The 12,922-nt window shown below is 54.0% G+C and carries 15 protein-coding genes and 1 other annotated feature; of the genes, 7 read left to right on the top strand and 8 right to left on the bottom strand.

Annotated features, from left to right (window positions below):
- Window positions 1-2: 2 nt before the first annotated feature.
- From pheS to E0E17_RS15520, 7 genes are all read right to left on the bottom strand, one after another.
- The gene (gene pheS / locus E0E17_RS15555; RefSeq protein WP_130834911.1) at window positions 3-986 is read right to left on the bottom strand and encodes a phenylalanine--tRNA ligase subunit alpha; all 984 of its coding nucleotides are present in this window, start codon (window positions 984-986) and stop codon (window positions 3-5) included.
- A 71-nt stretch (window positions 987-1,057) separates the two neighbouring features.
- Window positions 1,058-1,182, bottom strand: a sequence feature (Phe leader region).
- Window positions 1,133-1,177: a pheST operon leader peptide PheM gene (gene pheM, locus E0E17_RS20245; RefSeq protein WP_123912837.1), complete on the bottom strand. Its 45-nt coding sequence runs from the start codon at window positions 1,175-1,177 to the stop codon at window positions 1,133-1,135. It overlaps the preceding feature by 45 nt.
- Window positions 1,183-1,297: 115 nt before the next feature.
- Window positions 1,298-1,654, bottom strand: a complete 357-nt coding sequence (gene rplT, locus E0E17_RS15540; RefSeq protein WP_130834910.1) for a 50S ribosomal protein L20 — start codon at window positions 1,652-1,654, stop codon at window positions 1,298-1,300.
- Between the two features lie 40 nt (window positions 1,655-1,694).
- A complete protein-coding gene (rpmI, locus tag E0E17_RS15535) occupies window positions 1,695-1,892 on the bottom strand; it encodes a 50S ribosomal protein L35 (RefSeq protein WP_081137701.1) in 198 nt (65 codons plus the stop codon).
- A gap of 100 nt (window positions 1,893-1,992) precedes the next feature.
- Window positions 1,993-2,535: a translation initiation factor IF-3 gene (infC, locus tag E0E17_RS15530; RefSeq protein ID WP_130834909.1), complete on the bottom strand. Its 543-nt coding sequence runs from the start codon at window positions 2,533-2,535 to the stop codon at window positions 1,993-1,995.
- Window positions 2,536-2,538: 3 nt separating this feature from the next.
- A complete protein-coding gene (thrS, locus tag E0E17_RS15525; RefSeq protein ID WP_130834908.1) occupies window positions 2,539-4,467 on the bottom strand; it encodes a threonine--tRNA ligase in 1,929 nt (642 codons plus the stop codon).
- A 266-nt stretch (window positions 4,468-4,733) separates the two neighbouring features.
- Window positions 4,734-5,495, bottom strand: a complete 762-nt coding sequence (locus E0E17_RS15520) for a DUF481 domain-containing protein (protein ID WP_130834907.1) — start codon at window positions 5,493-5,495, stop codon at window positions 4,734-4,736.
- 353 nt (window positions 5,496-5,848) lie between these two features.
- Between E0E17_RS15520 and ghoS the strand changes: the two genes are divergently transcribed.
- Window positions 5,849-6,133 carry a type V toxin-antitoxin system endoribonuclease antitoxin GhoS gene (gene ghoS / locus E0E17_RS15515; RefSeq protein WP_130834906.1) on the top strand — a complete coding sequence of 95 codons (285 nt, stop codon included), beginning with the start codon at window positions 5,849-5,851 and terminating at the stop codon, window positions 6,131-6,133.
- A 113-nt stretch (window positions 6,134-6,246) separates the two neighbouring features.
- On the top strand, window positions 6,247-7,140 hold the full coding sequence (locus E0E17_RS15510; RefSeq protein WP_130834905.1) for a fructosamine kinase family protein: 894 nt from the start codon (window positions 6,247-6,249) through the stop codon (window positions 7,138-7,140).
- A gap of 4 nt (window positions 7,141-7,144) precedes the next feature.
- On the opposite strand, the gene E0E17_RS15505 is transcribed toward E0E17_RS15510, so the two are convergent.
- A complete protein-coding gene (locus E0E17_RS15505) occupies window positions 7,145-7,681 on the bottom strand; it encodes a YniB family protein (protein ID WP_130834904.1) in 537 nt (178 codons plus the stop codon).
- Window positions 7,682-7,832: 151 nt separating this feature from the next.
- Between E0E17_RS15505 and hxpB the strand changes: the two genes are divergently transcribed.
- The 5 genes from hxpB (at window position 7,833) to E0E17_RS15480 (ending at window position 12,594) form a co-directional block, all read left to right on the top strand.
- Entirely contained in the window at window positions 7,833-8,501 is a 669-nt protein-coding gene (gene hxpB, locus E0E17_RS15500; protein WP_130834903.1) for a hexitol phosphatase HxpB, read from the top strand.
- A gap of 186 nt (window positions 8,502-8,687) precedes the next feature.
- Window positions 8,688-9,524 carry a 5-dehydro-4-deoxy-D-glucuronate isomerase gene (gene kduI / locus E0E17_RS15495; RefSeq protein WP_130834902.1) on the top strand — a complete coding sequence of 279 codons (837 nt, stop codon included), beginning with the start codon at window positions 8,688-8,690 and terminating at the stop codon, window positions 9,522-9,524.
- Between the two features lie 18 nt (window positions 9,525-9,542).
- A complete protein-coding gene (gene kduD / locus E0E17_RS15490) occupies window positions 9,543-10,304 on the top strand; it encodes a 2-dehydro-3-deoxy-D-gluconate 5-dehydrogenase KduD (protein WP_130834901.1) in 762 nt (253 codons plus the stop codon).
- A 143-nt stretch (window positions 10,305-10,447) separates the two neighbouring features.
- On the top strand, window positions 10,448-11,038 hold the full coding sequence (locus tag E0E17_RS15485) for a metal-dependent hydrolase (protein ID WP_130834900.1): 591 nt from the start codon (window positions 10,448-10,450) through the stop codon (window positions 11,036-11,038).
- Between the two features lie 164 nt (window positions 11,039-11,202).
- A complete protein-coding gene (locus E0E17_RS15480; protein ID WP_130834899.1) occupies window positions 11,203-12,594 on the top strand; it encodes an L-cystine transporter in 1,392 nt (463 codons plus the stop codon).
- The last annotated feature ends 328 nt before the right edge of the window (window positions 12,595-12,922 follow it).

Below are 12,922 nucleotides of genomic sequence, written 5' to 3'. Positions count from 1 at the left end.
CCTTATTTAAATTGTTTGAGGAAACGTAAATCATTTTCGAAGAAAGCGCGCAGATCGGTCACGCCGTAACGCAGCATGGTGAGACGCTCCATCCCCATGCCGAACGCGAAGCCGGAATAGACTTCCGGGTCGATACCCACGTTGCGCAGCACGTTCGGATGCACCATGCCGCAGCCCAGCACTTCCAGCCATTTGCCGTTTTTACCCATCACGTCCACTTCAGCAGAGGGTTCGGTAAACGGAAAATAGGAAGGACGGAAACGCACCTGCAGATCTTCTTCAAAGAAGTTGCGCAGGAAGTCGTGCAGCGTGCCTTTCAGGTTGGTGAAGCTGATGTTTTTATCGACGATCAGGCCTTCCATCTGATGGAACATCGGGGTATGCGTCTGGTCGTAATCGTTGCGGTAGACGCGTCCCGGCGCAATAATGCGGATCGGCGGCTGCTGATTCTTCATGGTACGGATCTGGACGCCGGAGGTTTGCGTACGCAGCAGACGTGTGGCATCAAACCAGAAGGTGTCGTGATCGGCGCGCGCCGGGTGGTGTCCCGGAATATTCAGCGCGTCGAAGTTATGATAGTCATCCTCGATTTCCGGGCCGGTGGCGACAGCAAAGCCCAGCTCGCCGAAAAAGGTTTCGATGCGATCAATGGTACGGGTGACCGGATGCAGCCCACCGTTCTCCGTACGACGGCCCGGCAGGGAAACGTCGATCGTTTCTGCCGCCAGTCGCGCATTCAGCGCAGCTGATTCCAGGTTGTTTTTACGGGCGTTAAGGCACTCCTGTACCTGCTGTTTGGCCTCGTTGATCACCGCACCGGCAGCCGGACGCTCTTCCGCAGGCAGATCGCGCAGCGTGTTCATTTGCAGCGTCAGATGCCCTTTTTTACCCAGGTATTCGACACGCACGGCGTCAAGGGCGGCGATATCCGTCGCCTCATCGATGGCGGCCGTGGCGCGCGCCACCAGTTCTGCGAGTTGGGACATGGTTTCCTCTTCTTCCAGCCAGGCTGGTCTGTTCTCGTTGGGACCTGTGGGTCCAATGTGATGTCGCCAGAAACAAAAAAGCCTCCACGAGGGAGGCTTTCAGCGCGATTTTTCGTTTCTTTTCTATGCGCAAAAGCCCCTGGATGTCAGGTGCTAAAGTAAAAAAAGAAACGGAAAATAGCAGCGTGCATGCTTGCGTTACCTTGTCATCATTTTAACGGCACTATTGAAATGCCCATCGTGATAAATGTCAATCGTTTACGCAGATTAGGGACAATAAAAAAGGGAGCAAGCTCCCTTTTTTACCTGACTTACGCCAGAGCTGTTTTTGCTTTTTCAACCAGTGCAGTAAATGTCACTTTGTCGAATACAGCGATGTCAGCCAGAATCTTACGGTCGATTTCAATAGAGGCTTTTTTCAGGCCATTGATGAAACGGCTGTAAGAGATACCGTTCTGACGGGCCGCAGCGTTGATACGTGCGATCCACAGCTGACGGAACTGACGTTTACGTTGACGACGGTCGCGGTAAGCATACTGACCAGCTTTGATAACAGCCTGGAAGGCAACGCGGTATACACGTGAACGTGCACCGTAGTAGCCTTTAGCTTGTTTTAAGATTTTCTTGTGACGTGCGCGGGCAATGACACCACGTTTTACACGAGCCATGAGTGCTCTCCTGTTCTATATTCTGTTGTAAAAAATTAACTTATGCGTAAGGCAGGCAGGCTACTACCAGACCCAGATCGCCTTTAGATACCAGGCCTTTCGGACGCAGGTGACGTTTACGCTTGGTTGATTTTTTGGTCAGAATATGACGCAGGTTAGCGTGCTTGCGCTTGAAGCCGCCAGAAGCGGTCTTCTTGAAGCGCTTAGCCGCGCCACGGACAGTTTTAATCTTTGGCATTTTGACAAATATCCACTTCGCATTGTTAATAAAATGACCCAGACAGGCGAACAAAAAGCCGCACAACGCGAACGCTGCGCGGTATCTGTTACTTGAAGGCCTACTGTTTCTTCTTGGGTGCGAGCACCATGATCATCTGGCGGCCTTCGATCTTCGACGGGAAGGATTCGACTACGGCCAGTTCATTCAGATCTTCTTTCACGCGGTTAAGCACTTCCATACCGATCTGTTGGTGCGCCATCTCACGGCCACGGAAACGCAGCGTGATTTTGGCTTTATCGCCTTCTTCCAGAAAACGAATCAGGTTGCGTAGTTTGACCTGATAGTCGCCTTCATCGGTACCAGGACGGAATTTAATTTCCTTAACCTGGATGACTTTTTGCTTCTTCTTCTGTTCCTTAGAAGATTTGCTTTTTTCATAGAGGAATTTGCCGTAGTCCATAATGCGGCAAACTGGCGGTTCGGCGTTAGGGCTGATCTCTACTAAATCAACACCTGCCTCTTCAGCTTTTTCTATAGCTTCACGTAGACTGACAATGCCAATCTGCTCGCCATCAACGCCGGTTAAGCGCACTTCTGTGGCACGGATTTCACCGTTGATACGATTCGGACGCGTTGGTGCTACTCGTTTTCCGCCTTTAATACCTTATTCCTCCAGTTGGTGAAGATTTCGGCTGCGAATCTCTTGTTGCAGCTTCTCAACAAACACATCGACATCCATCGACCCAAGGTCTTTGCCACGGCGGGTACGCACGGCTACCTTGCCGGCCTCCACTTCTTTTTCACCGCAGACTAACATATAAGGGACGCGACGTAATGTGTGCTCGCGGATTTTAAAGCCTATCTTCTCGTTTCTCAAGTCTGCTTTTACACGAATGCCGGCATTTTGCAATTTGCGCGTCAATTCGTTGACATATTCGGCCTGATTATCGGTGATATTCATCACCACGGCCTGTACCGGGGCCAGCCAGCTCGGGAAGAAACCGGCAAATTCTTCGGTCAGGATGCCAATAAAGCGCTCCATTGACCCCAGAATAGCACGGTGAATCATCACCGGTGTCTGACGATCGTTGGTTTCACCCACATAAGTGGCGTCCAGACGCTTCGGCAAAGAGAAGTCTAGCTGAACTGTACCACACTGCCAGGCGCGATCGAGACAATCATACAGGGTAAATTCGATTTTAGGGCCATAGAAAGCGCCTTCGCCCGGCTGATATTCAAAGGAAATATTATTTTCCTTCAGCGCGGCCGCCAAATCCTGTTCTGCGCGATCCCACATATCATCGGTACCGATACGTTTTTCCGGACGCGTAGAGAGTTTTACCACAATTTTCTCAAAGCCGAAGGTGCTGTACATATCATACACCATTCGGATGCAACTGTTTACTTCGCTGCGGACCTGCTCTTCCGTACAGAAGATATGCGCATCGTCCTGGGTGAAGCCGCGTACGCGCATCAGACCATGCAGCGCGCCTGACGGCTCGTTACGATGGCAGCTGCCGAACTCCGCCATACGTAACGGCAGATCACGGTAGGATTTCAGCCCCTGATTGAAGATCTGCACGTGGCCCGGGCAGTTCATCGGCTTGATGCAATATTCACGGTTCTCGGAAGAGGTGGTGAACATCGCTTCTTTATAGTTTTCCCAGTGTCCGGTTTTTTCCCAGAGCACACGGTCCATCATAAAGGGCCCTTTCACTTCCTGGTACTGATACTCTTTCAGCTTGCTGCGTACAAACACTTCCAGCTCGCGGAAGATGGTCCAGCCGTCGTTGTGCCAGAACACCATACCCGGCGCTTCTTCCTGCATATGGTAGAGATCGAGCTGCTTACCAATTTTACGGTGATCGCGCTTCGCCGCCTCTTCCAGACGCTGCAGATAAGCATTCAACTGTTTTTTATCCGCCCAGGCGGTGCCGTAGATACGCTGCAGCATTTTATTGTTGCTGTCGCCACGCCAGTAGGCACCGGAAATTTTCTGCAGCTTGAAGAAGTGGCAGAAACGCATGTTCGGCACGTGCGGACCGCGGCACATGTCGATATATTCTTCATGATGATAGAGGCCAGGACGGTCGTCGTGGCTGATATTCTCATCCAGAATGGTGGTTTTATAAATCTCACCGCGGGCGGCGAAAACGTCACGCGCTTCCTGCCAGCTCACTTTTTTCTTGATGACGGTGTAATTGGTTTCTGCCAGTTCATGCATGCGCTTTTCCAGCAGCTCAATGTCTTCCTGGCTCAGCGTGCGGTCGAGATCCACATCATAATAGAAACCGTTATCGATCACCGGACCGATAGCCATTTTGGTATCTGGCCACAGCTGTTTAATCGCGTGCCCTAACAGGTGCGCGCAGGAGTGACGAATAATCTCCAGGCCAGCTTCATCTTTGGCGGTGATAATGGCGACAGCGGCATCTTCATGGATGAGATCAACGGCATCCACCAGTTCGCCATTGACGCGTCCGGCGATACAGGCTTTTGCCAGACCAGGACCGATATCCTGCGCGATATCCATCACGCTGACGGGACGATCAAAAGAACGCTGGCTTCCATCAGGAAGCGTAATTACGGGCATTTCATATCCTTAATTGCAGTGGTAAGCCACACGAAAGCTTACATGCAACATTGATGGTGAGAATCTGCCGGGCGTAATGTCAGACCCACATTGTCGGAATGACGCCAGGCATTTTTGTGCGTTAATAATAACAGCTTTCCGGAAGCAGCAAAACCCGGAAAAGCAGTGACTTTTTGCTTGTTTCACCGTCACAGGGACAGAAAAAACCCGCAGCGGAAGCGATTTCCGGCTGCGGGTTTAGCGGTGATAGCGGTGCGCCAGCGCCCTTACATAGCGTAAGAGAGCAGCACAGAAGTTTTAGTATCGGTACGATCCGGCGCAGATTCCGGCGGATTGTTATTCCAGGTTACGTTATACGCCAGCTTCAGCGCAAAGTGAGCATTGATCGCCACCTGCAATCCGGTTTCAGAGTTCAGGGTGGTATCGTCATCAAAGCTGCTCAGCACGGAAACGCCCTGAATAAATTTGGTGTTGTCGGTAAGCTGCCACTGGTAGCTCAGCGCGCCGTAGCCCAGCGCTTTGGTTTCATGACCGCCATCGTGGAAATCATCATAACGCACGCCCGGACCGAATTCAGTACGCAGCGAGTGCACTGGACCATTCAGAATCTGACGACCGTAACCAGCGGTCAGAACATCACGCGCGTCATAACCGTTGAAGCGGTCGCTCAGCCAGCTCGCCTGGCCGAACAGGTAATCATTGCTGGTCATATTGTAGCGGGTACGACCACCGACATTATAGGTTTCGGATGAACGCTCGTCGTTTGAAGAGGTGTTCGCCGCGTTCCCCCACAGGCTGTAGGCGTAATTGGTGGTATACCACGTCATATTGGTCTGCGCGGTCAGTGAGGAGCTTTTGGTATTGCCCGTTTGAGCCAGGTAACCGGCCGACGCGCTACCTTCAAAAGGTTTCTTCGCGCTGGAAGGATCGTCCATGGACGTAAACACGTTGTTATCCGCTAATGCCTGGTGACAAAGTGCTCCGGAAGAGAGCAAAAGAACAGCAGAGAGCTTTGTTAACGCTTTCATTAAAATGGGTCCGTACGACAAGTTTAAAAACACGAAGAGTCTGAAGGGTTTTACCGGCCGATCAATGCCCTTTATGGTGACTATTGTAAAAAAATGTTTAATCGCGCCAAAAACCCGGCATCCCGCTGCTTCAGGCTCTGGAATGGGATTGTTCCCATTCCCGGCGCGCATTATAAGAGGCAGGTAATAAAAATGCAGCCAAATTGCTACAAGAATTTTCTGAAGCCCGGCGTGCCTCATTTCCCTTGATTTAGCGCTTTTCAGCGCGTGCTTTAGCGTTTCTGATGCGCAACTCTCGCTCAAATTTTGACCATGGTCTACGCTGACAGCGTAACTTAACCACGAGGTATATCATGAGTGCAGCCGAGGTAAAACGTTACATTGTCACCTTTCATTTTCATGATCAGGGCCTGAGCGATATTCTTGAACTGGATAGCGCAATGGTAAACGGCGGTTTTTCCACCACCCTGACTGACGAAGTGGGCCAGTCGCACGAGCTGGGCACCCACAGCTATGGTCTGCTGAGCGCGTTACCGGCCGAAGAGATTACGCAACAGGCTACGAGGCTGGGTGAAATGGTGCTGGGCCAGAAGCCCGAAGTAGAGGTCACGACGCTGGAGGCGTTTCTTAAACCGTAAGCCTGAAACGCTTTGTTTTATAAAAAGCGTCGCCAGGCTGGACGCAACAGTGATTTTGGTGAATATTTAAGCGTTACAATCGATCTTACGCAGCGAATAAAGAGGACAACCCGATGTGGTCAGCCATTAGTCGTCTGTTAAGTGAGCAGTTGGGCAGCGCCGAAATCACCCGACGTGAGGAACTGCCGGGAGGAGAGGTCCATGCCGCCTGGAAGGTTCGTTACGGCGAGCAGGAGATCTTTGTCAAATGTAACGATCGCGACAAACTCTCCCTGTTCAGCTGGGAAGCGGAGCAGCTGGAACTGCTGGCGCGAACCCATACCGTGCGCGTTCCCAAAGTGTATGGCGTTGGTTATGACCGTGACTACAGCTTTCTGCTGCTGGAATATATCGCGCCGCAACCGCTGGACGCCGCCGCCGCCTTTCAGCTTGGCCAGCAGCTGGCGCATCTGCATCAGTGGAGCGAACAGCCGCAGTTTGGCCTCGATTTCGACAACAATATCACCACCTCCCCCCAACCCAACAGCTGGCTGCGTCGCTGGTCATTTTTTTTTGCTGAGCAGCGCATCGGCTGGCAGCTGCAGCTGGCCGCTGAAAAAAATATTCACTATGGCGATATCGATCTGATTGTCGACTGCGTGCAGCGCGCGCTCAGCAGCCACCATCCTCAACCTTCTCTGCTGCATGGCGATCTCTGGCCGGCTAACTGCGCGGGCAGCCAGGCAGGCCCGTGGATTTTCGATCCCGCCTGCTACTGGGGCGACCGCGAGTGCGATCTGGCGATGCTGAGCTGGTACAGCCATCTGCCACGCCAGATTTATGAGGGATATCATGCTGTCTGGCCGCTGCCCGCCGGTTTCTCTCAGCGTCAGCCGGTGTATCAGCTCTACTATCTGCTTAATCGCGCCAATGTCTTTGGCGGCAGCTGGACGGAAGAAGCGCAGCTGGCGGTAGGCCAGCTGCTTAGCCGGGATCAGGCGGGGATGAGTCAGGCCGAACAGGCCTGACCCGTTACAGAAAGCCGAGCAGCGACAGTACGAAATAGCCGATCAGGGCGATCACGACGGGAAGAATATAGAGCGGGAAAATCTGCAGCAGGATGGTGTGATTTGGCACCCGAATTTTCTCCTCGAGCAGCTGTCGGGTACGCCCTTCGCTCCCCTTTGCCTGTTCAATAATCAGCTGGTCTTCAATGCCTTCTTTGATATGACGTGACTGACGCCACATGCGTGCACCCGACGCCTGCAGCGCCAGCCCGACAAAAATCAGGATGTAGATAATCCAGAACCCGACATTGGCCTCTCCCCGGAACTCCGGCACCGGCGAGTGACGCCAGAAAAAATCGAGGAAGGTCGTATTAAAGCGGATCATATCGATAATGACATGGATAAAATCGAGCAGCACCGCATTAATGCCCGGCTGTTTCTCGCTGTGTTTGAACATAAAGCTGAGCAGTGAAATCAGCGTGGACAACAGCGCCGGGATAAAAACGACCCAGCCAGCCACGCGCTTAAGGATGGCAATGCGGCCAGCCTGTTGGTATGTCATGGTGTCTCCTTGACCTGTAAAGTTACGCTGTAAGTCTACCTGCCCCGGTCTGTTTTTTCCTGGAAAAAGAGAGAGCTGCGTAAAAGCCAGGCACTGCCTTCTCCTCCCTTATCCGTGCTAAGGTAACGGAAATCTTACATGGAGCCTCTGTATGTCATTTCAACGCCCTGTTCTTGCCGCTATTTTTGATATGGACGGTTTGCTTATTGATTCTGAGCCGCTGTGGGATCAGGCGGAGCGGGAAGTCCTGTCTGCCCTCGGGGTTGATGTTTCCCGTCGTCATGAGTTGCCGGACACACTGGGATTACGCATCGACCAGGTGGTGCGGATGTGGTACGAAACCCTGCCGTGGAACGGACCGAGCCAGCAGGAAGTGACGGCGCGGGTTATCGCCCGTGCGCTGACGCTGGTAGAGGAAACGCGTCCGCTGCTGCCCGGCGTTGAGCATGCGCTTGCGCTCTGTCAGCAGCAGGGCCTGAAAATTGCGCTGGCTTCCGCCTCACCGCTGGCGATGCTGGAGCGCGTGCTGGAGATGTTCAATCTGCGCCACTACTTTTCGGCCCTCGCTTCAGCCGAAGCCCTGCCGTACAGCAAACCGCACCCGCAGGTCTATCTGGATGCTGCCGCAAAGCTGGGCATCGATCCACTCAACTGCGTCGCGCTGGAAGACTCGTTTAACGGCATGATCGCCTGTAAAGCGGCGCGTATGCGCTCGATAGTTGTACCGGCGGCGGAGCATCGTGATGATGCGCGCTGGTCGCTGGCGAACGCCCGGCTCGACTCGCTGCAGGCGCTTACCCCTGCCCATCTGGGTCTGTAAAACGCCCTGCCTGGCTCGCCGCCTGCGGCGAGCTTTCACCTCCACTCTGTCAGCAAGGTTTGATCGCGCCTGCAAAACAAATAAAACGTTGTTTCATTTTTATTGAATTGATGTACCAGGCTGCCTAAGATGCTTCAACACGCCCCAACCGGGCGATTCAGTCATCAATCCGCAGAGAGGTCTGAGATGGATATTCGTCAAAGCATTCACAGCGATCACGCCAGGCAACTGGATACCGCCGGTTTACGCCGCGAATTCATGATCGAAAAGGTTTTCGTCGCCGACAGCTATACCATGACCTACAGTCACATCGACCGCATTATTATCGGTGGCGTGATGCCTGTGCAGCAGAGCGTAACCATCGGCAGCGAAGTGGGCCAGCAGCTGGGTGTCAGCTACTTCCTGGAGCGGCGTGAACTGGGGGTAATCAACATTGGCGGCCCGGGCCTGATTGAAGTGGATGGCAAGACCTGGGAAATTGGTCATGAAGAGGCGCTGTATGTTGGTAAAGGGGCGCAGTCGGTGGTATTTCGCAGCGCCCATGCGCAGCAGCCCGCCAAATTTTATTACAACAGCGCCCCGGCGCATACCACCTACCCGGACAAAAAAATCACCCTGGCGGAAGCTTCTCCCACTACGCTTGGCGATCCGGCCACCTCGAACCGCCGTACCATTAACAAATTTATCGTGCCGGCTGTGTTGCCCACCTGCCAGCTCACCATGGGGCTGACCAAACTGGAAGAAGGCAGCCTGTGGAACACCATGCCCTGTCATACTCATGAGCGCCGCATGGAGGTCTACTTCTATTTCGATATGGATGAGGAAACCGCCGTGTTCCATATGATGGGAGAGCCGCAGGAGACACGTCATCTGCTGGTGCATAATGAACAGGCGGTGATCTCGCCCAGCTGGTCGATCCACGCCGGGGTGGGCACCAAACGCTATACCTTTATCTGGGGCATGACAGGTGAAAATCAGGTATTCGACGACATGGATCACGTCAGAGTCAGCGAATTACGCTGAACCGGAGGAGAAGACAGCATGATACTGAATGCCTTTAATCTGGAAGGGAAGATCGCGCTGGTCACCGGCTGCAATACCGGCCTGGGCCAGGGAATGGCGCTGGCGCTGGCCGAGGCCGGATGTGACATTATCGGCGTTAACCGCGCCGGGAGTGAGGAGACGCAGACACGCATTCAAGCGCTGGGCCGACGCTTCTTTCCGTTCCAGGCCGACCTGACCGATGCGACACGGACCGCGCAGATTGTGACGCAGGCCGTTGCCGCCGCCGGAAAAATAGACATTCTGGTGAATAATGCTGGCATTATCCGCCGCGAGGATGCGCTGAATTTCAGTGAGAAGGACTGGGACGATGTCATGAATATCAACAGCAAAACGCTGTTTTTCCTCTCCCAGCAGGTGGCGCGTCAGTTTATCGCGCAGGGCCAGGGGGGGAAGATCATTAATATCGCGTCGATGCTGTCGTTCCAGGGCGGGATTCGCGTGCCTTCTTATACTGCCTCGAAGAGCGCGGTCATGGGGCTGACGCGCCTGATGGCTAACGAGTGGGCGCAATATGGCATCAACGTAAATGCCATTGCGCCAGGCTATATGGCAACCAATAATACCGGGCAATTACGTAACGATGAAGCGCGCAATGAAGCGATCCTGGAGCGTATTCCTGCCGGACGCTGGGGAACGCCGGACGATATGAAAGGCCCAATCGTTTTTCTCGCCTCTCCGGCCGCTGATTATGTGAATGGTTATACGCTGGCGGTTGATGGCGGCTGGCTGGCGCGCTAAGCTCTCTTAACGGGCACCGCCACGGTGCCCGCTGTTCGCCTTCTGCCACAGATATTCATGCTTCGTTACAGCGTCACATATTCTCATTTACTGGATAAATCCCTATACTGGATGCATCGACAGTTTTGCAGCCAGGTTTTATCATGACGGCCGAAGGCCATGTAATTTTTGCTATTGCCAGTGCGATTTTTGCCAGGCGCGCCGAGTTAACACCGGTGCTGGCGGAGGCTGACTGGTGGCATCTTGTTCCCGCAACTTTATTAACCTGCCTGCTGCCGGATATTGATCATCCAAAATCGGTGCTGGGCCAGCGGCTGAAATGGCTGTCGGTGCCCATCGCGCGCGCTTTTGGTCATCGTGGCTTTACCCACAGCTTACTGGCGGTGGCGGCCGGACTCTGGCTGTTGCAGATCAACATTCCCGCCAGCTGGCCGATCCCGGCAGATGTTTTACAGGGCATGACCCTTGGCTATCTGAGCCATATTGTGGCCGATATGCTGACGCCCGCCGGTGTTCCCCTGCTCTGGCCCTGCCGCTGGCGCTTTCGCCTGCCACTGTTGAGAACGCAGAAAGGCAATCAGCTGGAGCGGACCCTGTGTCTGGCGCTGGTCGGCTTTGCTCTGTGGTTTCCGGCGGAAACGCCGCTGTTCAGCGCCAGCGGCTGGCCGGCGTCGCTGTTCAATTCACTGCAGAATGATGTCAGCCGCTTTATTAGCGCGCAAACAGCACGTTAAAAGCATCTCTTAGCACATCAGGTTATATGCCATACCATTTGAATATAAGCCTGCCGCGCGTCAGCTGTTACCATGCCGCCATTCCGCTTTGACGGAACCTTTATCTGCCCCTGTTATCGCTGCGCTTGTCAGCGGACGGGGGTTTCAACTTTTGGAGAGACAGAATGAATCTTCCCCTCATTCTTAATATTGTCGCCTTTGTGGCGCTGTTATTGCTGGTGTCACGCACCGGCCGTACGACATGGAGCCTGTCGAAAAAAGTGCTGTTTGGTCTGGTGCTGGGCGTGCTGTTTGGCCTGGCGCTGCAGCTGATCTATGGCGCGGAGAATGCCACTGTCGCCGCATCCATCAGCTGGTTTAACATTGTCGGTAGCGGTTATGTGCAACTGCTGCAGATGATTGTAATGCCGCTGGTGTTTGCCTCGATTCTCAGCGCGGTTGCACGTCTGCACAGCGCCGCCTCGCTGGGTAAAATCAGCGTGCTCACCATTGGCGTCCTGCTGTTCACCACCGCGATCGCCGCGCTGGTGGGGGTCTTTGTCACCGCACTGTTTGGCCTCAGCGCAGAGGGTCTGGTTCAGGGCGCGCAGGAAACAGCACGCCTGAATGCGCTGCAAAACAATTACGTGGGCAAAGTGGCTGACCTGACGGTGCCGCAGCTGCTGCTGTCGTTCATTCCGAAAAACCCCTTCGCTGAGATGACTGGTGCCAGCCCGACCTCGATTATCAGCGTGGTGATTTTCGCTGCCTTTCTCGGCGTCGCGGCACTGCAGTTATTAAAAGACGATACAGTGAAAGGCGAACGCGTACTGCTGGCAATCGATACGCTGCAGTCCTGGGTGATGAAACTGGTGCGTCTGGTGATGAAACTCACCCCTTACGGCGTACTGGCGCTGATGACCAAAGTGGTCGCGGGCTCCAACCTGCAGGATATTATCAAGCTGGGCAGCTTTGTAGTCGCCTCCTACCTTGGCCTCGCCATTATGTTTGGAGTCCATGCCCTGCTGCTGTCGCTGAACGGCATCAATCCGCTGCGCTTCTTCCAGAAAGTCTGGCCGGTGATCACCTTCGCCTTTACCAGCCGCTCCAGCGCCGCCAGTATTCCGCTGAACGTGGAAACGCAGACGCGTCGCCTGGGCGTGCCGGAATCGATCGCCAGCTTCTCCGCCTCCTTTGGCGCGACCATCGGGCAGAACGGCTGCGCCGGGCTTTATCCCACCATGCTGGCGGTGATGGTAGCCCCTACCGTGGGCATTAACCCCTTCGATCCGCTGTGGATTGCGACGCTGGTAGGGATCGTGACCCTGAGCTCAGCCGGGGTGGCGGGCGTCGGCGGCGGTGCAACCTTTGCTGCGCTGATCGTGCTGCCCACTCTGGGACTGCCGGTCACGCTGGTGGCACTGCTGATCTCCATCGAACCGCTGATTGATATGGGACGTACCGCTCTGAACGTGAACGGTGCCATGACTGCCGGTTCGCTGACCAGTCGCTGGCTGGGTCTGACCGATCGCAAAGTGCTCAACAGCGACGAAACCGGTGAGCTGGCGCACCGCTAAGCCACTCACTACCCTGACAGCAGGCGCGTCTGTGCCTGCTGTTTTCTCCCGCTTTTTCTCCTTTTTCCGCCTCTTCTGACGCTTCCGGCTGCGTTTTTCGTTATATCCCTGGCTTTAGCAGGCGTATGCATGACGCTGTTCTATAGTTAATGCTGAAACCTGAACCGCTAAAAGGGAGCAGCAGATCATGTCTAAACAAACAGATCTGTCTCTTATACACATCTCCGAGCCCACGAGACTAGGCATGATCTCGTATGCCGTCTTCTGCTTGAAAAAAAAAAAAAAAAAAAAAAAAAAAGAAAAAAGAAAACAAACAAAAGATAAAAAG

It is taken from the genome of [Erwinia] mediterraneensis (assembly GCF_900604315.1).
GTDB lineage: Bacteria > Pseudomonadota > Gammaproteobacteria > Enterobacterales > Enterobacteriaceae > Pantoea > Pantoea mediterraneensis_A.
Note: the sequence above shows the minus strand (reverse complement) of the source record. Positions and strands in the feature narration are given on the sequence as shown.